20 protein-coding genes are annotated in these 20,508 nt (G+C 64.2%); 7 read left to right on the top strand and 13 right to left on the bottom strand.

The window, feature by feature from the left end; translation table 11 throughout:
- Positions 1 to 40 precede the first annotated feature (40 nt).
- From ACIQUF_RS23875 to ACIQUF_RS23860, 4 genes are read left to right on the top strand one after another with little or no spacing between them, the layout of a single operon-like run.
- Positions 41 to 1,327: an MFS transporter gene (locus ACIQUF_RS23875; protein ID WP_403136055.1), complete on the top strand. Its 1,287-nt coding sequence runs from the start codon at positions 41 to 43 to the stop codon at positions 1,325 to 1,327.
- Between the two features lie 9 nt (positions 1,328 to 1,336).
- A complete protein-coding gene (locus ACIQUF_RS23870; protein WP_403136053.1) occupies positions 1,337 to 2,116 on the top strand; it encodes a 5-oxoprolinase subunit PxpA in 780 nt (259 codons plus the stop codon).
- Positions 2,113 to 2,799, top strand: a complete 687-nt coding sequence (pxpB, locus tag ACIQUF_RS23865; protein ID WP_400795695.1) for a 5-oxoprolinase subunit PxpB — start codon at positions 2,113 to 2,115, stop codon at positions 2,797 to 2,799. Before ACIQUF_RS23870 ends, pxpB begins: the two co-directional genes overlap by 4 nt.
- Positions 2,796 to 3,713, top strand: coding sequence for a biotin-dependent carboxyltransferase family protein (locus tag ACIQUF_RS23860; protein ID WP_403136052.1), 918 nt, complete (start codon positions 2,796 to 2,798; stop codon positions 3,711 to 3,713). Before pxpB ends, ACIQUF_RS23860 begins: the two co-directional genes overlap by 4 nt.
- A gap of 103 nt (positions 3,714 to 3,816) precedes the next feature.
- Here the strand turns inward: ACIQUF_RS23860 and ACIQUF_RS23855 are convergent, their stop codons facing one another.
- The 3 genes from ACIQUF_RS23855 to ACIQUF_RS23845 form a co-directional block, all read right to left on the bottom strand.
- Positions 3,817 to 4,995, bottom strand: a complete 1,179-nt coding sequence (locus tag ACIQUF_RS23855; protein ID WP_403136050.1) for a VWA domain-containing protein — start codon at positions 4,993 to 4,995, stop codon at positions 3,817 to 3,819.
- A 12-nt stretch (positions 4,996 to 5,007) separates the two neighbouring features.
- On the bottom strand, positions 5,008 to 5,853 hold the full coding sequence (locus tag ACIQUF_RS23850) for an AAA family ATPase (RefSeq protein ID WP_403136048.1): 846 nt from the start codon (positions 5,851 to 5,853) through the stop codon (positions 5,008 to 5,010).
- A gap of 114 nt (positions 5,854 to 5,967) precedes the next feature.
- On the bottom strand, positions 5,968 to 7,041 hold the full coding sequence (locus tag ACIQUF_RS23845) for a DUF748 domain-containing protein (protein WP_403136047.1): 1,074 nt from the start codon (positions 7,039 to 7,041) through the stop codon (positions 5,968 to 5,970).
- A 132-nt stretch (positions 7,042 to 7,173) separates the two neighbouring features.
- On the opposite strand from ACIQUF_RS23845, the gene cysK reads away from it, so the two are divergent.
- The 3 genes from cysK (at position 7,174) to ACIQUF_RS23830 (ending at position 10,504) form a co-directional block, all read left to right on the top strand.
- Positions 7,174 to 8,148, top strand: coding sequence for a cysteine synthase A (cysK, locus tag ACIQUF_RS23840; RefSeq protein WP_403136045.1), 975 nt, complete (start codon positions 7,174 to 7,176; stop codon positions 8,146 to 8,148).
- Between the two features lie 172 nt (positions 8,149 to 8,320).
- The gene (locus ACIQUF_RS23835; protein ID WP_387528766.1) at positions 8,321 to 9,256 is read left to right on the top strand and encodes an aspartyl/asparaginyl beta-hydroxylase domain-containing protein; all 936 of its coding nucleotides are present in this window, start codon (positions 8,321 to 8,323) and stop codon (positions 9,254 to 9,256) included.
- A 366-nt stretch (positions 9,257 to 9,622) separates the two neighbouring features.
- A complete protein-coding gene (locus tag ACIQUF_RS23830; protein WP_403136039.1) occupies positions 9,623 to 10,504 on the top strand; it encodes a DMT family transporter in 882 nt (293 codons plus the stop codon).
- Between the two features lie 4 nt (positions 10,505 to 10,508).
- Here the strand turns inward: ACIQUF_RS23830 and ACIQUF_RS23825 are convergent, their stop codons facing one another.
- The 10 genes from ACIQUF_RS23825 to ACIQUF_RS23780 all read right to left on the bottom strand — a co-directional run bounded on the left by ACIQUF_RS23825 (position 10,509) and on the right by ACIQUF_RS23780 (position 20,507).
- The gene (locus ACIQUF_RS23825; RefSeq protein ID WP_403136037.1) at positions 10,509 to 10,967 is read right to left on the bottom strand and encodes a DUF4265 domain-containing protein; all 459 of its coding nucleotides are present in this window, start codon (positions 10,965 to 10,967) and stop codon (positions 10,509 to 10,511) included.
- 74 nt (positions 10,968 to 11,041) lie between these two features.
- Positions 11,042 to 12,271 (bottom strand): hypothetical protein, encoded by a 1,230-nt coding sequence (locus ACIQUF_RS23820; protein WP_403136035.1) that lies wholly within the window; start codon positions 12,269 to 12,271, stop codon positions 11,042 to 11,044.
- A 228-nt stretch (positions 12,272 to 12,499) separates the two neighbouring features.
- Positions 12,500 to 13,459, bottom strand: a complete 960-nt coding sequence (locus ACIQUF_RS23815) for a PDR/VanB family oxidoreductase (RefSeq protein ID WP_403136033.1) — start codon at positions 13,457 to 13,459, stop codon at positions 12,500 to 12,502.
- A 14-nt stretch (positions 13,460 to 13,473) separates the two neighbouring features.
- Positions 13,474 to 14,508, bottom strand: a complete 1,035-nt coding sequence (locus tag ACIQUF_RS23810) for a Rieske 2Fe-2S domain-containing protein (protein ID WP_403136031.1) — start codon at positions 14,506 to 14,508, stop codon at positions 13,474 to 13,476.
- A 20-nt stretch (positions 14,509 to 14,528) separates the two neighbouring features.
- Positions 14,529 to 14,756, bottom strand: coding sequence for a recombinase-like helix-turn-helix domain-containing protein (locus ACIQUF_RS23805; protein WP_403136029.1), 228 nt, complete (start codon positions 14,754 to 14,756; stop codon positions 14,529 to 14,531).
- A gap of 10 nt (positions 14,757 to 14,766) precedes the next feature.
- Positions 14,767 to 15,735: a VOC family protein gene (locus ACIQUF_RS23800; RefSeq protein ID WP_403136027.1), complete on the bottom strand. Its 969-nt coding sequence runs from the start codon at positions 15,733 to 15,735 to the stop codon at positions 14,767 to 14,769.
- Complete coding sequence (locus ACIQUF_RS23795) at positions 15,732 to 17,210, bottom strand: aldehyde dehydrogenase (RefSeq protein WP_403136025.1); 1,479 nt, start codon at positions 17,208 to 17,210, stop codon at positions 15,732 to 15,734. Before ACIQUF_RS23795 ends, ACIQUF_RS23800 begins: the two co-directional genes overlap by 4 nt.
- Before the next feature lie 10 nt (positions 17,211 to 17,220).
- Positions 17,221 to 18,024, bottom strand: coding sequence for an aspartate dehydrogenase (locus tag ACIQUF_RS23790; RefSeq protein WP_403136023.1), 804 nt, complete (start codon positions 18,022 to 18,024; stop codon positions 17,221 to 17,223).
- A gap of 10 nt (positions 18,025 to 18,034) precedes the next feature.
- Positions 18,035 to 19,717: a thiamine pyrophosphate-binding protein gene (locus tag ACIQUF_RS23785; protein WP_403136021.1), complete on the bottom strand. Its 1,683-nt coding sequence runs from the start codon at positions 19,715 to 19,717 to the stop codon at positions 18,035 to 18,037.
- Positions 19,710 to 20,507 (bottom strand): SDR family oxidoreductase, encoded by a 798-nt coding sequence (locus ACIQUF_RS23780; RefSeq protein ID WP_403136020.1) that lies wholly within the window; start codon positions 20,505 to 20,507, stop codon positions 19,710 to 19,712. Before ACIQUF_RS23780 ends, ACIQUF_RS23785 begins: the two co-directional genes overlap by 8 nt.
- Position 20,508: the final 1 nt, after the last annotated feature.

Genomic DNA, 20,508 nt, shown 5'->3' with positions numbered 1-20,508 from the left:
GACGTCGCCCATAAAACAATACCAACAAGCCGAGGCAAGCATGAACCCAAGCGGCGTGCAGCAACAGGTGCAATCCCCACCTTCGACCGGGCCGTTCGCCTGGTACCGCGACATCGACTCCCAGCAACGGCGCACCTTCTGGAGCTGCAAGATCGGCTATGGCCTGGATGGCATGGACACGCAGATGCTCAGCTTCGTCATCCCCACGCTGATCATGCTGTGGGGCATCAGCACCACCGAGGCCGGGCTGATCCACACCAGCACGCTGATCGCCTCGGCCGTCGGTGGCTGGGTCGCCGGCATCCTTTCCGACCGCATCGGTCGCGTGCGCACGCTGCAGCTGACGGTGCTGTGGTTCGCGTTCTTCACCTTTCTGTGCGGCTTCGCGCAAAACTACGAGCAACTATTGATTGCCCGCACCCTGATGGGCTTCGGCTTTGGCGGCGAATGGACCGCTGGTGCGGTGCTGATCGGCGAAGTGATCCGCGCCCAGGACCGTGGCAAGGCGGTGGGCATGGTTCAGTCGGGTTGGGCCATCGGCTGGGGCCTGACAGCGATCCTCTATGCTCTGCTGTTCTCGTGGCTGCCGCCGGAGCAGGCCTGGCGCGCGCTGTTCCTGCTGGGGCTGGTGCCGGCGATTTTCGTGATCTTTGTCCGCCGTCTGGTCAAGGACCCCGAGGTGTATCGTCAAGCCAAGGCCGTGGAAGCCGCCGAAGCGCCTGCGCAGTGGTACGAGATCTTCGCCCCCGGTCTGCTATGGACCACGGTGCGCGCTTCGTTGCTGACCACCGGTGCGTTGGGGGGTTACTACGCCATCACGTCGTGGCTGCCGACTTTCCTCAAGAACGAGCGCGGCTTGAGCGTGCTGGGCACGGGCGGCTACCTGGCGATGGTGATCGTCGGCTCCTACGTCGGCTATGTGGTCAGTGCGTACCTGTCCGACCTGCTGGGCCGTAAGAAGAACTTCATCCTGTTTGCCGTGGGCTCGTTCATCATCGTGCTGCTGTACACGCAGATGCCGGTCAGCGACGGCGTGATGCTGTGGCTGGGCTTCCCGCTGGGCTTCTTCGCCTCGGGTATTTTCAGCGGCATGGGGGCTTTCCTTACCGAGCTGTTCCCCACCCGCATTCGAGGATCGGGACAGGGCTTCTGCTACAACATCGGCAAGATCTTCGCGGCGATGTTCCCCTTGCTGATCGGCCTGCTCGGCCAGAGTATTCCGCTGGGCCTGAGCATTGGCGGGTTTGCCGCCGTCTCGTATGGCGTGGTGATCCTGGCGGCCTTGAGCCTGCCGGAAACCCGCGGCAAACATCTTCAGGCGCGCTAAGGTAGGCACATGAACATCGACACAGGAGCACGCCAGGTGAACCGCCTGCTACTCAATTGCGACATGGGCGAAAGTTTCGGCAGCTGGCGCATGGGCCTGGATGCCGAGGTGATGCCTTACATCGACTGCGCCAATATCGCCTGCGGCTACCATGCCGGCGACCCCAGCATCATGCGCCGCACCGTGGCGCTGGCGCTGCAGCACGGGGTGACCATCGGTGCCCACCCGGCCTACCCGGACCTGGTCGGCTTCGGCCGCCGCTCCATGGCCTGCAGCAGCGAAGAGATTCGCGATCTACTGCACTACCAGATTGGTGCGCTGGACGGCATCTGCAAGGTGCTTGGCGGCCGCGTGGCCTACGTCAAACCCCATGGCGCGCTGTACAACGACATGATGGCCGACCCGCTGAAGTTGCGTACCGTGCTCGAAGCCGTGGCGGCTTATGGCAGCGATTTACCGCTGATGCTGATGGCCACTGCGGACAACAGCGCAGCCCAGGCCCTGGGTGATGAAATCGGCGTGCCGCTGAGGTTCGAAGCCTTCGCCGACCGCGCTTACACCGCCAGCGGTCACCTGGTGTCGAGGCGCCTGCCCGGTGCAGTGCACCACGACTCGGCCCTGGTGGTCGAACAGGCATTGCGCCTGGCCAAGGGTGAAACGCTGGTGGCGGACGACGGTAGCGCGCTGCGCCTGCAAGCCAGCACCCTGTGTGTGCACGGCGACAACGACAGCTCGGTAGCGGCGGTACGGCAGATTCGGCAGGCCCTCGATGCACTGGAGCCCGCATGAAAATCCGCATCGAGGTAGTCGCCATCGACAGCCTGATGGTGCGCCTGTTCGACACCATCGATGAGGCCAACATGCCGTGGATGCTCGCCGCCAGCCAGCGCCTGAGCGCCGCGTTCGGCGAGCGGTTGGTGGACCTGGTGCCGTCCTACACCACGCTGATGGTGCAGTTCGACATGCCGCCAGGGCAGGCGAGGGCGCTGATCGCCCAGGCATTGGAGGGATTGCAGCCCGACACCGGCAGCGGTGGTCGCCTGCATGAAATCGCCGTGTGGTACGACGCCAGTGTCGGCCCTGAACTGCCCGTGCTGGCTGCGCGCAGCGGTCTGAGCGAGGAAGAGGTGATCCGACTGCACAGCGCGCGCGACTACCCGGTGTTCGCCCTGGGCTTCGCACCCGGCTTCGGCTTCATGGGGTTGGTGGACGAACGACTGGCATCGCCGCGCCTGAGCACGCCACGCAAGCGCGTTGCGGCCGGCAGCGTGGGCATCGCCGAGCGCCAGACAGCCGCCTATCCAGCGGTCTCGCCGGGCGGCTGGAACCTGATCGGGCGTACCCCGGTGCGCCTGTTCGACCGCGAGCGTGAGGGTTACAGCTTGCTGCAACCAGGCGACCGGGTGCGCTTCGTAGCGGTTTCGCGGGCCGAGTTCGTGGCACTGGGCGGCGATGTGGAGGCGCAGGCATGAAGCAATTGCAGATCGAGGCGAGTACCGCCTTGTGCCAGCTGCAGGACGCCGGACGTTTTGGCGTGCGTCACTTGGGCGTGACCCAGGGCGGAGCGCTGGATTGGGTGGCGATGTACTGGGCCAACTGGCTGCTGGGCAATCCGCTGGGTGCGCCGGTGGTCGAGGTGGCGCTGGGTGGTTTCACGGTCGTGGCCGAGCAAGACTGCGTGCTGGCCATTGCCGGTGCCGACCTGGATGCTCGGCTCGATGACCAGTCCTTGGCGCCTTGGCGCAGTTTTGCCTTGACCAAAGGCCAGCGGCTGACCTTGAAGCAGCCGAAGCAGGGCGTACGTGCCTATCTTGCGGCGCCGGGTGGATTTCTGGGAGAGGGTGTGCTGGGTAGCTGCGCCACTGTCGTGCGTGAAGAACTCGGTGGCATTGATGGCCGGGGTGCTGCCTTGAGTAAAGGCCAGTTTCTGGCGTTTAGCGGCGAACGGCAGGCCCTGCGCGAAGTACCTGAGGCACTGCGACCGGTTTATCCGCAAAAGCCCACGCTCGACCTGGTGATGGGCGCGCAAATTGGCGATTTCAGCGGCATCAGCCTGTTCGAGGCGTTCAACAGCGATTGGACGTTGGACAGCCGCGCCGACCGCATGGGTATCCGTTTGCTTGGGCCGCAGTTGGTCTATCAGGGTGTGCCGATGATTTCCGAAGGGATCCCGCTGGGGGCGGTGCAGGTACCGCCGGATGGGCAGCCGATCGTGTTGCTCAATGATCGGCAGACCATTGGTGGATATCCGCGGCTGGGGGCGTTGACGCCGTTGGCGTTGGCGCAACTGGCGCAGTGCATGCCGGGTTCGGTGGTGCGGTTCAGGGCAGTAGTGCAGGATGAGGCTTGGCGGGAGCAGCGGGATTACCTCAGCCGCTGGCGGTGAGGCTACCGGCCTCTTCGCGGGGCAAGCCCGCTCCCACAGGGATCGCCGCCGACCGAACCTGTGGGAGCGGGCTTGCCCCGCGAAGAGGCCGGCTCAGGCGACGTCACTTGGACAAATACCGCATCCCATCCTCCAACCCCTGCAAGGTCAACGGGTACATCTTGTCTTCGATCAGATCCCGCACCAGGTGGGTCGACGCGGTGTACTCCCAGGCCTGCTTCGGATAAGGGTTGATCCAGATGACCTTCTTGAATTTTTCCATGAAGCGCTGAATCCACACATACCCGGCTTCTTCGTTCCAGTGCTCGACGCTGCCACCCGGCTGGGTAATCTCGTAGGGCGCCATCGCAGCATCACCGACGAACACCACCTTGTAGTCATCGCCATACTTGTGCAGCAGGTCGAACGTGGAAAAGCGCTCCGAGGTGCGGCGCAGGTTGTTCTTCCACACCGACTCGTAAACGCAGTTGTGGAAGTAGTAATACTCCAGGTGCTTGAACTCGGTCTTGCAGGCCGAGAACAGCTCTTCGCAGACTTTGACGTGGGCATCCATCGAGCCGCCGATGTCGAACAGCAACAGTAGTTTCACCGTGTTGCGCCGCTCGGGACGCATCTGGATGTTCAGCAGCCCGGCATCACGCGCGGTATGGTCGATGGTGCCGTCGATGTCCAGCTCTTCGGCGGCGCCTTCGCGGGCGAACTTGCGCAGCCGGCGCAGGGCCAGCTTGATGTTGCGGGTGCCCAGCTCGACCTGGTCGTCGAGGTTCTTGTACTCGCGCTGGTCCCAGACTTTGACCGCCTTGCCCTGGCGCTTGCCGGCCTCGCCGACGCGGATGCCTTCGGGGTTGAAACCACCCGAGCCGAACGGGCTGGTGCCGCCGGTGCCGATCCATTTGTTGCCGCCAGCGTGGCGTTCCTTCTGCTCTTCGAGGCGCTTCTTGAACTCCTCGATGAGCTTGTCCAGGCCGCCCAGCGACTGGATCTGCGCCCGTTCTTCATCGCTGAGCGAACGTTCGAATTCCTTGCGTAGCCAGTCTTCGGGGATCAGGGCTTCGAGGTGTCGATCGAGGTTTTCCAGCCCTTTGAAATAGGCGGAAAACGCCCGGTCGAACTTGTCGAAATGGCGCTCGTCCTTTACCAGGATGGCCCGGGCCAGGTAGTAGAATTCGTCCATGTCGGCGAACACCACGCGCTGCTGCAGGGCATTGAGCAGGTCGAGCAGTTCGCGCACGGACACTGGCACCTTGGCCGCGCGCATTTCGTTGAACAGGTTGAGCAGCATGGCCGGCTCCTGTCAGCGGTTGCCGCGCCGGCTCATGAAGGCCAGGCGCTCAAGCAGCTGCACGTCCTGTTCGTTCTTCACCAGGGCGCCGGCCAGGGGCGGGATGGCCTTGGTCGGGTCGCGTTCGCGCAGTACCGCTTCGCCGATGTTGTCGGCCATCAGCAGCTTGAGCCAGTCGACCAGTTCGGAGGTGGAGGGCTTTTTCTTCAGGCCCGGCACCTTGCGCACATCGAAGAACACGTCCAGCGCTTCGCTGACCAGCGATTGCTTGATGTTCGGGTAGTGCACGTCGACGATCTGCTGCAAGGTGGCGCGGTCGGGGAAGGCGATGTAGTGGAAGAAGCAGCGGCGCAGGAAGGCGTCGGGCAGCTCTTTCTCGTTGTTCGAGGTGATGATGATGATCGGGCGCTGCTTGGCCTTGATGGTCTCGTCGATTTCGTAGACGTAGAACTCCATCTTGTCGAGTTCCTGCAACAGGTCGTTGGGGAATTCGATGTCGGCCTTGTCGATTTCGTCGATCAGCAGGATGACGCGCTCTTCGGATTCGAAGGCTTCCCAGAGCTTGCCCTTTTTCAGGTAGTTGCGCACGTCGTGGACTTTTTCGGTGCCCAGCTGCGAATCGCGCAGGCGGCTGACCGCGTCGTATTCATACAGGCCTTGGTGGGCCTTGGTGGTGGATTTGATGTGCCAGGTGATAAGGCGCGCACCGAACGAGGCGGCGAGCTGTTCGGCGAGCATGGTCTTGCCGGTGCCGGGCTCGCCCTTTACGAGCAGCGGGCGTTCGAGGGTGATGGCCGCGTTGACCGCCAGTTTCAGGTCGTCTGTGGCGACGTAGTCGCGGGTGCCTTCGAACTTCATCGATTTGTCCTCTGCGGGGTGCCTAGTTGTCGTGTGTCAGCGACTATACCCCGGCCCCAGGCAGCTGCAAACGCAGACCGGGTATTCAGTCCCTGAATGGCCCGTCACGCACATTCAGTCCGCATCAGGCTTGGGCTGCTCGTACCGTGCATTGAACGCCTGAACAAAGCCATTGCGCAAAATCTGCAGGAACGCCTCGAAGGCGCTGATGTCCTGCTGGTGCACGCTGCCGCTGAGCTCCACGCGGGTGGCGAACTGGTTTTTCGGCTGGTTTTTCAGCACCGTTTCACTGGCCCCTACCAAGGCCTCCCACACCGAACGGAAGAATCCCTTGTTCTTGTTCTCGACGTCCTGCTGCCAGTTGAACACGTCGACATCGCGCAGCAGCGGCTTGATATAGCCATTGAGCCGGCCTTTTTCAGCCTGCGCTTCGATCACCACATCGCCGTGGCCGGCATTGAAATCGAACTTGCCATAGGCACTGGCGAAATCGTTGAGTCGGCGCAGTTCGATGCCTGTGGCGCGCAGGCGGAACTGGAAGTCGTCGAAGTCGCTGAACGGGTCGAAGGTGGCGCGGCTCTCGACCTTGGCATCGCCCAGCAGCAGGGCGTTGGCGTCGAAGCTGGCGTCGCGCCGGCCTTTTTCGTCGCGCACGTTGGTCAGGTTGCGGATGTTGGCGTCCAGGCGGGTGGCCTTGAGGTCGACCGGCGGCTTGGAGTTGAAGTTGCGGAAGGTCAGTGTGCCGTTGTCGATACGGACTTCGTTGAGGGTGATCGGCAGCAACTTTTCCAATTGCTGGCGCCAGTCGGTGCCGCGGCCGGTCTGCGAGGCCTGCTTGCTGCCGCCGTCGACGAAGTTGAGCTCGGGGCGCACGAAGGTCACTTCAGCCACCACAGCCTGGTCGTACCACAGTGAATGCCAGCTCACCGACAGGTCGATCAGCGGCGCGTCGAGCAACGGCACCGGCACCTTGCCGGTGGTCTTGACGATCTTCAGCCCGTTGATCTGGTAGGCGCCGCGCCACCAGGCCAGGTCCACATCCGTCACCTGGCCACGGTATTCGCCCATGTTCGCCAGCTTGTCGTTGAGGTAGTCGCGCACCAGGTACGGCAGCGCCAGGTGCAGGGCCACCAGCAGCACGACCAGGCTGGCCAGGCCGACCAGCGGCCAGCGGTAGCGGGCTTTCATCGCGGTGTTCTCCTAGGCGGGTTGTGCGGTTGACCGCAGGCCGCCCGGGCGAGTTCGAACGGGCTTTACGGGCCTTCGGGGCAGGCTTACCCTTTAAGTCTTTCCCTGCTATTTCATGCCAAGGACCCTGCCATGAGCCGTATCTACGCAGACAACGCCCATTCCATCGGCAATACGCCGCTGGTACAGATCAACCGCATCGCCCCGCGAGGCGTGACCATCCTGGCCAAGATCGAGGGACGCAACCCGGGCTACTCGGTCAAGTGCCGGATCGGCGCGAACATGATCTGGGACGCCGAAAGCAGCGGCAAGCTCAAGCCCGGCATGACCATCGTCGAGCCCACTTCGGGCAACACCGGTATCGGCCTGGCCTTCGTCGCCGCCGCCCGTGGCTACAAGCTGATGCTGACCATGCCGGCGTCGATGAGCCTGGAGCGACGCAAGGTGCTCAAGGCCCTGGGTGCCGAGCTGGTGCTGACCGACCCTGCCAAGGGCATGAAAGGTGCGATCGAGAAGGCCAACGAGATTGTCGCCTCCGACCCTGCGCAATACTTCCTGCCGGGCCAGTTCGAAAACCCGGCCAACCCGGCCATCCATGAAAAGACCACCGGTCCGGAGATCTGGAACGATACCGACGGCGCGGTCGACGTGCTGGTCGCTGGCGTCGGCACTGGCGGCACCATCACCGGTGTATCGCGCTACATCAAGCACACCCAGGGCAAGTCGATTCTCTCGGTGGCGGTGGAGCCGGTGTCCTCGCCGCTGATCAGCCAGACCCTGGCGGGCGAAGAGCTCAAACCCAGCCCGCACAAGATCCAGGGCATCGGCGCCGGCTTCGTGCCGAAGAACCTCGACCTGTCGATCGTCGACCAGGTTGAGACCGTGACCGACGACGAATCCAAGGCAATGGCCATTCGCCTGATGCAGGAGGAGGGCATTCTCTGCGGTATTTCCTGTGGCGCGGCGATGGCGGCAGCGGTGCGCCTGGCGGAAAAACCTGAAATGCAGGGTAAGACCATCGTCGTAATCCTGCCCGACTCGGGCGAGCGCTACCTGTCGAGCATGCTCTTCAGCGACCTGTTCAGTGAGCAGGAAAACCAGCAGTAATCAGCCTTGGCGCTGATCCGGCGCAACACTCGGGGGCGTCATTCATTGCAAAATCTTCATGAGTGAGATCCCGCCCCGGTGGTTTGTACCGGGGCGGGATGGGTTTATGATGGCCGGATGATTTTTCTGGGGGCAGGCAGCGCTGGCCTGCTTTCATTCCAAGGAGTGTTGCATGACCTTTTCCTTTGTCGCCAAGGCGGGTGTCCTGCTGGTGTTTTTCGGCAGCGTGCTGTACGTGCATCTGCGCGGCAAGGCACGCCTGCCGGTGCTGCGCCAGTTCGTCAACCATTCGGCGCTGTTCGCACCCTATAACAGCCTGATGTACCTGTTCTCCGGCGTGCCGTCCAAGCCCTACCTGGACCGTCAGCGCTTCCCTGAGCTGGATGTGCTCAAGGACAACTGGCAGGTGATTCGCGAAGAGGCCATGCGCCTGTTCGACGAGGGGTACATCCGCGCCGCCGAGAAAGACAACGACGCGGGCTTCGGTTCGTTCTTCAAGAAGGGCTGGAAGCGCTTTTACCTGAAGTGGTACGACAAACCGCTGCCATCGGCCGAGACGCTGTGCCCGAAGACCGTCGAGCTGGTCAGCAGCATCCCCAACGTCAAGGGTGCGATGTTCGCCCTGCTGCCCGGTGGCAGCCACCTGAACCCGCACCGCGACCCGTTCGCCGGCTCGCTGCGCTATCACCTGGGGCTGTCGACGCCGAACTCCGACGACTGCCGCATCTACGTCGACGGCCAGGTCTACGCCTGGCGTGATGGCGAAGACGTGATGTTCGACGAGACCTACGTGCACTGGGTGAAAAACGAAACCGACGTCACCCGGGTGATCCTGTTCTGCGACATCGAGCGCCCGCTGAGCAGCCCGCTGATGACCCGCATCAACCGCAAGGTCAGCGCCTTCCTCGGCCGCGCCACCGCGCCGCAGAATACCGACGACGAGCGCGTGGGCGGGATCAACCAGGCGTATGCCTGGAGCAAGCGCTTCAGCAACAAGATCAGCACCCGCGTGAAGCAGTTCAAGCGCGCCAATCCCAAGGCCTACCGCATCTTGCGGCCGGTGCTGGCGGTGGTGGTGGCTTACCTGCTTTATCACTGGTTGTTCTGACCGGCCTCTTCGCGGGGCAAGCCCGCTCCCACAGGGATCACCACACCCCCTGTGGGAGCGGGCTTGCCCCGCGAAGAATCCACCGCTATAGTCCAGACCATTCACTTCTTCAAAAGCCCCCGATCATGCCAGCCATCCCTTCCACCACATGCTTTGCCTTCGCGCCAGTCGCGGGCACGGTCGTGCGTGGCAGTCAGCAGCCGGCCATGATCAGTCATTACCCTCCACCTGTCAGTGGTGTCGTAGGCGGCGTAGCTCCGCCTCCTTGCGTGGTCGTACACGCAACCTACTGAACACGGTCGGCTACTTCCTCTACTGAAGTTCACGCCCACCGTTCGGCTTATCTGCCCGAATACAGGTGCATGCATGTCTGTCTTTTCCAAAACCTCCGTGGCCTCGGCGGCCACTACCAGCCTGTTCGTCCTGCTCTGGAGCAGCGGCGCCATCGTTTCCAAACTCGGCCTGGCCCATGCCAGCCCCTTCGCCTTTCTGCTGTTGCGCTCCGCGCTGGCACTGACCGGGCTGCTGCTGATCGGCCCGCTTTTGGGCCTGCGCTGGCCACGTACCCGGGGTGCGATATTGCGCGCCCTGGGCACCGGTTGCGTGCTGCTCGGCGCCTACCAGATCTTCTACCTGCTGGCGCTCAATACACATGTCACCCCTGGCGTGATGGCCACGGTAATGGGCGTGCAACCGATCCTCACCGTCGTGCTGATGGAGCGCCAGCGTTCCTGGAGTCGTTTTTTCGGCCTGAGCCTTGGGCTTGGCGGGCTGGTGATGGTGGTCTACCAGAGCATCAATCTGGGTGGCGTATCGCTGGCGGGGATGCTGTTTGCCTTGTTGGCGCTGGCCAGCATGACCTTCGGCTCGATTCTGCAGAAGCGCATCACCGACAATCCAATGGGCACACTGCCGCTGCAGTATTTGGCGGGGTTTGCCATGTGCGCGGTGTTCGCGCCGTTGCAATCGATGCACGTCGAATGGAACGCCAGCTTCATCAGCGCGCTGCTGTGGATGGGGCTGGTGGTGTCCTTGCTGGCGACCTTGCTGCTGTATCGACTGATCGCCAAAGGCAACCTGGTCAACGTCACCAGCCTGTTCTACCTGGTGCCGGCGGTGACTGCGGTGATGGATTTCCTGATCTTCGGTAACCGCCTGGCACCGCTCAGCCTGCTGGGCATGGGGTTGATCGTGGTCGGCTTGCTGTTCGTGTTCCGCAAGCCCGCGGCACGCTTGGCTGAAGCGTAGGCCCTTAGCGGAATTCTTCGGGGATGGCGTGGCGCAGCACGCCTTCCTCGAAGTCCAGAGTGCCGGCTTCGCGCTGGGTCAGCAGGTAGTAGAGCAGGGTGTCGAGGGAACGCGAAGGCGGGACCTCGACGGCCAGCATTCTTACGGCCTTCTCGACTTGGCAGGGGCAGCCGAAATCTTCGAGTGCGGCGCGTACCTGCTCCAGGTCGCCTGCGACTTTCACAACAATCCGGAACACCGAAGCGCCGCCGCTTTGTTGTAGGCAGTCGAACCAGGATTGCTCGCCATCTTCAGTGATGCTGATGATGTCGCCGGGTGCGATGCCGTAGGCATAGAAGGGAACGCTGTCGACCTGGTAGCCGGCTGCGGTGGGCTTTGCCCAGAGGCCTTCGACCGACGCTGGTGGATAGCCTTGGGCATCCTGCTCCAGGCGCCAGAGCACGATCTTGTAGTCGGAGGACATGGGGCGTTTTATGTCGTGGGGGCCGGTTATGGTAATCCGCTTTGCGTGTGTTGTCTGTACCGGCCCCACAAGGCTTAGAAGTAATACCCGATGTTGATATTGGTCCGGTAATACCAGTCATTGCTGCCCACCGAACTGGTACTGGTCCAGCCAGTGCCATTCTCCGCCCCACCAAAGGGGTTGGCATTGCGCGCCCAGGTCAGGTCGACCCAGGCCATGATCGGCATGGCCAGGAACTGCGCGCCGACGGTGAACATCTGCGAATCGTCCCAGCCATGCTCATCTTTCATCATCCGGCTGTAGTCGGTGTAGAACTTGATCTTTTTCAACTGCCCAAGCTTGGGAGTGAACACGTCATAGCCAACGTTGACTGCGGCGATGGTCGCCTTGGCGGCGATCAAGTAGGCCGGTGTCAGGCCGTTGCCGCCCATCAGCACCGCGTTGTCGCTGACGCCGGCCGGGTTTTTCGGGTCGTATTCGTAACGGATGGCCTGGCCCGTCACTGTCCACGGGCCTTTGTTGAACAGGGCGTGCACACCGCCTGCCCAGTAGTCGCCGTCGTCACGGGTGGTGGCGTTGTACAGTTCGGCGGCGGCCAGCGAAGCGCCCAGCTCGCTCTTCCAGCCATCGCCAGTGAAGGTGCGGGCGACGCGGGCGTTGACCTGGTTGCGTTTCTCATTGTCTTGGCGTGATTGGGTGAAGGGCACGGCGTTATCGTCGAGGTCGGCGTAGCGCCCGACCTCCGGTGAATAGCGCAGGCTCGATGGCAACATGCGGGGGAAGTAGCCCAGTTGCAGGTCCCACTGTGCGTCCTTGTAACTGTACTTCAGCCCCGAGCCTGCACTGACGCCGTAACCCATGAAGAACGGGATGTGATAGCTCCAGCCGAACTGCGGATAGGGTTCCAGCCCGAACGGCTTGAACGGCGCGCCGAGTTGCAGGTTGGCCTGCGGGCTGAAGCGGTAGCCGATGTAGCCGCGGTCGATGGAGCGTTTGCCGTCGTCCTGGAACCAGTAACCGACATCGCTGAACAGCTGGCGGTGGCTGGCCTGCACGTCCAGGCGGAAGGTGTCGAAGAGCAAGCGGCCGTTGTTTTCGGTGGTGTCCCAGTGTTCGTCGCGGTAGTTGACGCGCAGGGCACCGCCGATGTCCAGGCTGCTCTGGCCGTCGTCGCTGCGCCAGGCGAAGTGCGGGAAGGGCTTTTTCGCGGTGGGTGGCTGGTCCGGGGCGGCGGGGCCGGGTTCGGAGGCGACGCTGGTGCAACTGGAGACGAGCAGACCGAGGGTGATCAGGTACCTGTTCATGTTGTGCCCTGCAAGGTTGGGGAGTTTTCGCGGGCAGCAGCGGGCCGTCATCCCATCAAGGAATGTTTCGGAAGTCGGCTGGCTGAACGCGGAAAACTGGGGTGGTTGTTATTGTTTTAATCTTGGGGTGTCAGTGCCGGCCTCTTCGCGGCTGAAGCCGCTCCCACAGTTACCGCGCTGGATTGAAGTTGTGGGAGCGGCTTTAGCCGCGAAGAAGGCGACACCGATTCAAAGGTCGAGCACCAGGCGCCGGCTCTTGCAGCCCGATACACACACCATCATCGATTTGTTCGCCGCGCGCTCAGCCTTGCTCAGCACGCCGTCGCGGTGGTCGACATCGCCTTCCAGTACCCGTGTTTCGCACGAGCCGCAGACCCCTTCGCGGCAGCTGTAGTCGATGTCACAACCGGCCTCAAGCAGCACATCGAGCAGGTTCAACCCAGGCTCGACGCTGACCGTCTTGCCCGTTTTGCTCAACTCGACGCTATAGCTACCCAGGGCATCTTCCGACGGTGCCACTTCAGCAGCGGTAAACCGCTCGATATGCGCATGCGGGTAGCCTAAGCGTTCGCAAGTCTGTTCGAAGGCATCGAGCATCGGCGTCGGCCCACAGCAATAGAAGTGCGTATCGGCAGGCCGCCCGGCCAGATAGCCGGCCAAGTCCGGGAGGCAGCCCTTTTCGTCGTTGAAGTGGTAGACCACCTTCGCCCCCAGCCCGCCGATCTCCTCCAGCAACGCAGCCTCGGCGCGCGAGCGGGCGCAGTAGATCAGCTCGGCCGAGCGCCCCAGCGCCAGCAGCTGGCGGAACATGCAGTAGATCGGCGTGATGCCGATACCGCCGGCCACCAGTACGCTGTGGCTGGCGCGTGTGTCCAGGGCGAAGTTGTTGCGCGGCTGCGAGATCTGCAGCTGCGTGCCCACCCGCAGTTGCTCGTGCACGTAGCGCGAGCCCCCACGGCTGGCGCGGTCCCGCAGGATGCCGACCACATAGCGGCCCTGGTCGCTGGGCGCGTTCAGCAGCGAGTAGCTGCGCACCAGGCCGTTGGGCAGGTGCAGGTCGATGTGCGAGCCGGCCTCGAACGGCGCGAACACGGTATCGCCCCACGGGCGCAGCTCGACGCTGATGATGCCTTCGGCTTCATGGCGCAGGGTGTGCACCAACGCGCTGACGGTGGAAGAGTTGGACATCGGTCACCTCAGGCTCAGGCCAGTTGCTGGGTTTCGATCAGGGCCAGTTGTTCCTTGGCCTTGGCCTTGAAGTAGCGGCGCAGGCGCACCACGCCAAGGTCGTGCTGGTAGAGGTTTTCGCGCTGGTTGGCGTCGAACTCCATGAATTCCAGCAGCACTCGGTCCTGCTCCAGCACCGCCCAGTGGCGCGCCTCCAGGCGGTTCTTGTAGAGGAAGCGCCAGGTGTCGCGCTGCCAGCCGGTCAATGGCCGTGCGCGCCAGTGGAACACGGCCGACAGGGCACGGCTGCTTGGGGTGTAGCTGCCGATGATGGTGAAGTTGCCGCCTGGGCCGCCGGTTTTCGGGTAGGGGATTTCCAGGCGCATCCAGTGGCAGCCGTTGTCGAGGAACTCGGTCCAGTCGAAGTTGACCCCACGCTGGCCTTCCTTCTCGAAGACGAAGCCTTGCTCGGTGTCGCGGGTGACGAACCTGGCGGTGGCTTCACCCTCGCTCATGGAGTGCGACATCTTGTGCAGGTAGTTGCCGTGCATCGGGTCCATGACGTTGTCGAGCACGTAGCGGTAGTCGCCTTTCCACTCGGTGTAGCAGAGGAAGCTGCTCCACTCGGGCGAGGTCAGCTGCTCGGGCAGCACCAGTTCTGGCGGGGTGTCCAGGTGCGGGTCGGTGGCATTGAACAGGAAGATCGCACCTGCGGCCTCGCGGGTATGGAACATTCGCGTCGGGCGGCTGCCTTCAAGCTTGCAACCCGGGCTGCCGGGCACTTTGGTGACGGTGCCGTCGCAGCGCACTTCGACGCCGTGGTAGGGGCACTGCAGGCGGTCGCCCAGCACCGGCCCCTGGGACAGCGGCGCACCGCGATGCGGGCAGTGGTCTTCGAGGGCGTGAACGCGGCCATCGTTGTCGCGCCACAGGGCGATCTTGTAGCCCAGGCGGCGAATCGAGACGGGTTTCTCGCTCAACAGTTCCGACGGCAAAACCGGGAACCAGAGGTCTTTCAGGCCATTGGCCAGGTGCTGCTCAACAGGGTCGACGGTAATCTGCATATTCATCTTGTTTTACCTCCAGCGGGTCATGCGCCCAGCCGTGCCATCAGGGTTTTGAATGCGTCTTCGGTCCACTCGCCGCTGGTCAGCGGGCAGGGCGGGCCGGCCAGGTTCAGGTGCGCGAGCAATTCGCCAAGCGCGCTCACGCCATTGCCATAAGCGCGCTCGATGGAGTCGCCGAGCAGGTCTTCAAACGGCGTGCTGGGGCGTTTGCGCGCCTGATGCGGTTGCAGGTAAACCTCGGTTGTATTCATGGGATAGACCTCAATTGTTCTTGGGCTTGTCGGTGAGGAATTTGCCTTGCGGCGCTTCGGCGTGCTGCTGGCGCCGGGTGTTGCCATCAATGCCGCCAGCGATTGCCCATTCGGCGAAGACCGTCGGGCCGGGTTCGAATTCGCGCGGTTGCCAGTCGCCGGTCAGCTGGTCTTCGTCGGCGTAGTACTCGACCAGCGCGCCAGCCGGATTCTTGAAATACCAGAAGAACGCCGACGACACCGGGTGGCGGCCCGGGCCGATTTCGGTGGCCCAACCGCAGCGCGAGATATGCATGCCGCCGCCGAACACTTCGTGCAGGTCACGCACGGTGAAGGCCACGTGGTTGAGCCCGGCGCGCGGGGCCGGCAGTTGCAGCATGAACAGATCGTGGTGGCCGCCTTCCTCGGCGGTACGCAGGAAGGCGCCACGGTTGGGATAGCGGTCCGAGGCCTGGAAACCGAAGCGCTCGTGGTAGAAGGCTTCGCAGGCGTTCACATCCTTGACGAAGAACACCACGTGGCCCACTTCGATTGGCGTGGCACGTTCGTAGACAGGCGCCGGCTTGTTGATCCGGCCCTTGGTCTGCCAGGTGTTGTGGCCGCTGCACTCGATATCCAGCGCGCGTTTGCGGGTGACCTGCAGGCGGATCGCCAGACCGTTGGGGTCGGTGCAGCCGATGCGGCCGTTGCCTTCGACAAAGCCCGGGTCATTGGCGATGCGCTGGCTGTACAGCGCCAGGTCGGCCTGGCTTTCGACGCCCCAGACCACTTCGCGCACGGTCGAGCCGGGCTCGATTGCAGGCGGCAGGCCGGGTTTGTCGAGGGCGGCCAGTACCACGCGGCAGCCGTTGAGGGTTTCGAAGATCACCTCGTCAGGTTGCTCGCTGACTTTGTTCAAGCCCCAGTCGGCGAAGAAGCGCGCGCAGGTGGCGAGGTCTTCCACGCCATAGGTGACTTCGTCGATGCCCAGTACGCTCATTGCCCTGCCTCCACGCCGGCCCAGGCCAGCGGCTGTGTGTTCATGCCCCAGTAGAGGCTCTTCTGTTCCATGTACTGCAAGATGCCCAGGCGGCCTTTTTCGCGGCCCAGGCCGCTGTCACGCCAGCCGCCGAAGGGCGTCGAGATGGAAAACTGCTTGTAGGTGTTGATCCACACCGTGCCGGCCTGCAACTTGCGCCCCAGTGCCCAGGCGCGTTTGTAGTCGCGGCTCCAGATGCCGGCGGCCAGCGCATAGAGGCTGTCGTTGGCCTGAGCCAACAACTCGTCTTCGCTGTCGAAGGGCATGGCCACCAGCACCGGGCCGAAGATTTCTTCCTGGCACACCTGCTGGTGATTGCCCAGGCCTTCGAGGATGGTCGGCGGGTAGAAGTAGCCCTCGCCGCTCGGGCGTTTGCCGCCCAGGCGCAGGCGGCCACCTTCGGCCAGGCCCAGGGCCACGTAGCGCTCCACCGATTCGCGGTGGGCGGCGCTGATCAGCGGGCCCATCTGCGTGCACTCGTCGGCAGGGTCGCCCAGGCGAAGTTGCGCGGCGGCGGCGGTCAGGCGGGCCATGAACGGCTCGTACAAGGCGCGCGCGACGAACAGCCGGGAACCGGCGATGCAGGCTTCGCCCGAGGAGCTGAAAATGCCGTACAGCACACCGGCGACAGCGTGGTCGAGGTCGGCGTCGTTCAGGACAATGGTCGGCGACTTGCCGCCCAGCTCCAGTGACACCGGCATCATCTTGTCGGCGGCGATATGGGCGATGTGCTTGCCGGTGCGGGTGCCGCCGGTAAACGACACACGCTTGACCAACGGGTGACGGGTCAAGGCATCACCGAGCAGCGAACCTTTGCCCGGCAACACGCTGATCAGCCCCTTGGGTAGCCCCGCGTCTTCGCAGATCTGGGCCAGTTGCAAGGCCATCAGCGGTGTGATTTCCGCAGGTTTGATCACCACCGCATTGCCGCCGGCCAGGGCCGGGGCGACCTTCTGCGCCTCGCTGGCAATCGGCGAATTCCAGGGGGTGATCGCCGCGACCACGCCCATCGGCTCGTACACGCTCATGCTGACGAAATCGCCGCGCGATGGGGTGATGGTTTCTTCCAGCGTTTCGCAGGCGGCGGCGAAGAACTGGAAGGTGCCCGCCGCGCTGGCGACCAGGGCACGGGTTTCGTTGATTGGCTTGCCGTTGTCCTGGCGTTGCAATTGCGCCAGCTCTTCGCCGCGCTCGCGGATCAGCTCGGCGATGCGGTACAGCACGGCGGCACGTTCGTGCGGCTTGCGCTGGGCCCAGCCGCTGTGCAGGAAGGCCCGGTGCGCGCCCTGCACGGCGGCTTCGACATCGTCCAGGCTGGCGGCATTGAGCCAGGCGACCGGCTCGCCGGTGGCGGGGTAGCAGGTGGCGTAGCGTTCGCCACCCCCCAGGCGCCAGGTGCCGGCGATGCAAATGGGTAAGGTCTGTTCCAGTGTCATTGGCAGTCCCCTAAATGGAAATGGCATGGGCGTGGTTGCCAAGGGCGCGCACCACGCTGTAGACGGTCAGCGCCGAGGTCTTCGGGTTGGCCGCCAGCGGTTTGCCGCGCAGGCTCATCTCGAAGCGGCCGAAGGCGCCACGGGCTTCAACCTGGTGCACATTCTCGTCGCTGTGCGGGTCGGCGATCAGGGTCACACGGGTGCGGTCCAGGCCCAGCCCGGCCAGCGACAGGGTGGCCGCGACGTTGGCGTTCTTCGGGTAGAGCCGCGCCGCTTCACGGGCGCTGCCGTCGAAGATCACCGTCGCTTCGCTGAGGCTGTGCAGCGTGCACACCTGTTCGGCCGGGGTGTGCTTCCAGGCCAGCGCCGGTTTGCGGCCGATGTAGGTGACCGCATCCAGGCCGCCGACCTTGGCCGCCGACAGCGCATCGATGCCGCCGATGGCGCCTGGCAGCAGCTCGATGCGCGTATTGCCGCGTGCCGCTGCCGCTTCCAGGCGCTCGACCAGGCCGGGTTCGGACAGCGCGCCGACCGAGACGATCAGGCAGGCGATGCCGCGCTCCAGCGCCGGCAGCACGTGCTCTTCGATGGCCTTGTGGCCGGCGCACTCGACCAGCAGGTCGGGGCGTGCGGCGGCGGGCAGGGCGGTGAGCACCTGTGGCGGCTGGTGGAAGCTGGCCAGGCGCTGGCGCACCAGGTTCTCGGAGCCGGCCGAGGCGATCACCGCATCGACGCACAGCTGCGGGTCTTGCTCCAGCAGTTCCAGCACGCTGACACCAATGGCGCCGCAGCCGATCATGGTGATATGCAACATGGCGGGGTCCTCAGGCCGTGGCCTTCTGCGCCTTGGTTTCGCTGTTTGGGGGGCCGGCGAACTGGGTGGCGAAGCCGCCGACGCTGAGCATGTCCACTTCCAGCAGGAAGGGGCCTTGCTCGTCCAGTGCGCCTTTGAGCACGTCGCCGAAATGCTTCAGGTCGCTGACCAGGCCGTGGCGCAGGCCGAGCGATTCGGCGAGCTTGCTGTAGTTGGGCGTGTGCAGTTCGACGTAGGCGTGGCGGGCGCCGTAGATGGCGTCCTGGATGTTGCGGATCACGCCGTAGCGTTGGTCGTTCATCAGCAGGATGACCACGTTGGCTTTCTCCTGTACCAGGGTCGCCAGCTCGCCCAGGTTGAGAATGAAACCGCCGTCGCCGGCCAGGGCAAACACCTTGCGCCCGGGTGCCGTTTCCGCTGCCGCCACCGCCGCGCCAATGCCCATCGCCAGGCCCTGGCCGATGCCGCCACCGAGGGCGTGCACGCCCGACAGCGGGTGGTAGAGGTTGAGCAGGCGGTTGCCCCAGATGCTGTTGGACAGGGTCACGTCGCGCACCCAGGTGAAGTTGCGCCCGGTCTGCGCCTGCAACTGCTCGACCAACGCCGCGTAGGGGCCGAGGTCGGCGACCAGCTGCTGGCGCGATTGCTCGCGCACGGCGTTGAGTTCGGCGAGGAAGTTCGGGTCGATGTTGAGGCGGCCTTGCAGGCGGTCGGCCAGGCCCTCCAGGGCCAGCGCGGCGTCGCCGCAGACGAACAGGTCGCTGGGGTAGCTGCGCCCTTCGATGGCCGGGTTGACGTCGATGCGCAGGGTGGTGCGCGGCAGCTTCAGGGCGTATTTGAAGGTCTCGTTGCTGCGCAGCCGCGAGCCGGCCACCACCAGCGCATCGCAGGTCTGCATGAAGCTTTCGACCCGCTTGTTCTGCGAGAACGCGCCCAGGCAGCGAGGGTCGTCTTCGTTGACCACGCCTCGGCCCTGGGTCGAGGTAATCACGCCGACACCCATGTCCAGCAGGCGCTTGACCTGCGTGCCGGCATGCCGGGCGCCGCCGCCCAGCCACAGCAGCGGGCGGGTGGCGCTGGCCAGGCGCTCGGCGACCAGGTCGAGGGCCTCGGCGGCAGGTGCGGCGACCGGGATCGGCAGCGGCGACAGGTCGCTCGGCATGGGGATGAAGGCCGACTGGATATCGATCGGGATTTCCACGCTGACCGGGCCGGTGGGTGCGGTCAGGGCGGTCTGCACGGCGAGTTTCAGGGTGCTCAGCGCGGTTTCCACGCTGCGCACGCGGAAGGCCGCCTTGGACACGGCCTTGAGCATGGTCAGCTGGTCACGCGCTTCGTGGATGTAGGCCAGCTCCTGGTCCAGGTACGGCGTTTCGATCTGCCCGGTGATGTGCAGCAGCGGGGTGCCGGCGGTCAGCGCTTCGACCATCGCCCCGGCCGCGTTGCCGGCGGCGGTGCCGGTGGAGGTCAGGCACACACCGAGGCCGCCGCTGCTGCGGGCATAGGCATCGGCCATGTTGGTCGCCCCGGCTTCACCGCGGGCCATGACGAAGCGGATGTTGCCGCGCACGGCGAAGGCATCGAGGATCGGCATGTTGTGAATCGAGATCACGCCGAACGCCGCCTTGACGTCGCATTGTTCGAGGAACGCGGTGATGACGGCACCGACGGTGACAGTGTTTTCGTTACGCATGGCGGGACAGGCCTCCGGATACATCGATATGACTGCCAGTGGTGTAGGCCGACAGGGGCGAGGCGAGGAACAGGATCGCCTGCGCCGCTTCCTTCGGCAGGCCAAGGCGGCCCAGGGGAATTTGTTTGCGTTGTGCCAGCTGCGCGGTCCATTGCGACCAGTCCAGCTCGCGCTCTTCGCGGGCCTCGAAGCGGCGCCGCCATTGCCCGGACTCGACCAGGCCGATGAGGATGCCGTTGACCCGGATGCCGTGTTCGGCGAATTCGAACGCCATCGAGCGCACCAGGTTCTTGATCCCGGCACGGGCGGCCGAGGTGGCGACCATGTGCGGCTCGGGCTGGCTGGCCAGCAGCGAGTTGACGCAGACGATCGAGGCGTTGGCCTGGCCCTGCAACTGCGTCATGAACGCGCGTACCGGGTGGATGACCGAGAAGAACTTGAGCTGCAGTTCGTCGTGCCAGGCTTCGTCGGTGGTGCTGGCGAAGGTCGACACGCGGCCCTGGCCTGCATTGTTGACCAGCACCTGGGCTGGGCCGAGTGCTGCCAGGCTGGCGGCGGCGAAGGCCTGCACGGAACCGGCATCGAGCACATCACACACGTGCGCCAGCAATTGCGCTTCGGGGAAGCGTTCGCGCAGCCGCGCTTCGGCGCTGCGCAGGCGGTCTTCGTTGCGCCCGCAGAAGGCCACGCGCGCGCCGGCTTCGAGCAGCAGTTCGACGCATGCGTAGCCGATGCCGGACGAGCCGCCGGTGACGATCACCGTGCTGTCGTGTAATTGATAGGGGTTCATC

Source organism: Pseudomonas sp. NPDC090233 (assembly GCF_044772285.1).
GTDB lineage: Bacteria > Pseudomonadota > Gammaproteobacteria > Pseudomonadales > Pseudomonadaceae > Aquipseudomonas.
This window is presented reverse-complemented; position numbering and strand designations above follow the sequence as displayed.

Coding starts and splice junctions, on each gene's coding strand:
- pxpB (WP_400795695.1), top strand. CDS start 2,113: ATGAAAATCCGCATCGAGGTAGTCGCCATCGACAGCCTGATGGTGCGC.
- ACIQUF_RS23850 (WP_403136048.1), bottom strand. CDS start 5,853: ATGAAGTTCGAAGGCACCCGCGACTACGTCGCCACAGACGACCTGAAA.
- ACIQUF_RS23820 (WP_403136035.1), bottom strand. CDS start 12,271: ATGAACAGGTACCTGATCACCCTCGGTCTGCTCGTCTCCAGTTGCACC.
- ACIQUF_RS23875 (WP_403136055.1), top strand. CDS start 41: ATGAACCCAAGCGGCGTGCAGCAACAGGTGCAATCCCCACCTTCGACC.
- ACIQUF_RS23800 (WP_403136027.1), bottom strand. CDS start 15,735: ATGAGCGTACTGGGCATCGACGAAGTCACCTATGGCGTGGAAGACCTC.
- ACIQUF_RS23805 (WP_403136029.1), bottom strand. CDS start 14,756: ATGAATACAACCGAGGTTTACCTGCAACCGCATCAGGCGCGCAAACGC.
- ACIQUF_RS23860 (WP_403136052.1), top strand. CDS start 2,796: ATGAAGCAATTGCAGATCGAGGCGAGTACCGCCTTGTGCCAGCTGCAG.
- ACIQUF_RS23825 (WP_403136037.1), bottom strand. CDS start 10,967: ATGTCCTCCGACTACAAGATCGTGCTCTGGCGCCTGGAGCAGGATGCC.
- ACIQUF_RS23780 (WP_403136020.1), bottom strand. CDS start 20,507: ATGAACCCCTATCAATTACACGACAGCACGGTGATCGTCACCGGCGGC.
- ACIQUF_RS23830 (WP_403136039.1), top strand. CDS start 9,623: ATGTCTGTCTTTTCCAAAACCTCCGTGGCCTCGGCGGCCACTACCAGC.
- ACIQUF_RS23785 (WP_403136021.1), bottom strand. CDS start 19,717: ATGCGTAACGAAAACACTGTCACCGTCGGTGCCGTCATCACCGCGTTC.
- ACIQUF_RS23795 (WP_403136025.1), bottom strand. CDS start 17,210: ATGACACTGGAACAGACCTTACCCATTTGCATCGCCGGCACCTGGCGC.
- ACIQUF_RS23835 (WP_387528766.1), top strand. CDS start 8,321: ATGACCTTTTCCTTTGTCGCCAAGGCGGGTGTCCTGCTGGTGTTTTTC.
- ACIQUF_RS23845 (WP_403136047.1), bottom strand. CDS start 7,041: ATGAAAGCCCGCTACCGCTGGCCGCTGGTCGGCCTGGCCAGCCTGGTC.
- ACIQUF_RS23815 (WP_403136033.1), bottom strand. CDS start 13,459: ATGTCCAACTCTTCCACCGTCAGCGCGTTGGTGCACACCCTGCGCCAT.
- cysK (WP_403136045.1), top strand. CDS start 7,174: ATGAGCCGTATCTACGCAGACAACGCCCATTCCATCGGCAATACGCCG.
- ACIQUF_RS23790 (WP_403136023.1), bottom strand. CDS start 18,024: ATGTTGCATATCACCATGATCGGCTGCGGCGCCATTGGTGTCAGCGTG.
- ACIQUF_RS23870 (WP_403136053.1), top strand. CDS start 1,337: ATGAACATCGACACAGGAGCACGCCAGGTGAACCGCCTGCTACTCAAT.
- ACIQUF_RS23810 (WP_403136031.1), bottom strand. CDS start 14,508: ATGAATATGCAGATTACCGTCGACCCTGTTGAGCAGCACCTGGCCAAT.
- ACIQUF_RS23855 (WP_403136050.1), bottom strand. CDS start 4,995: ATGCTGCTCAACCTGTTCAACGAAATGCGCGCGGCCAAGGTGCCAGTG.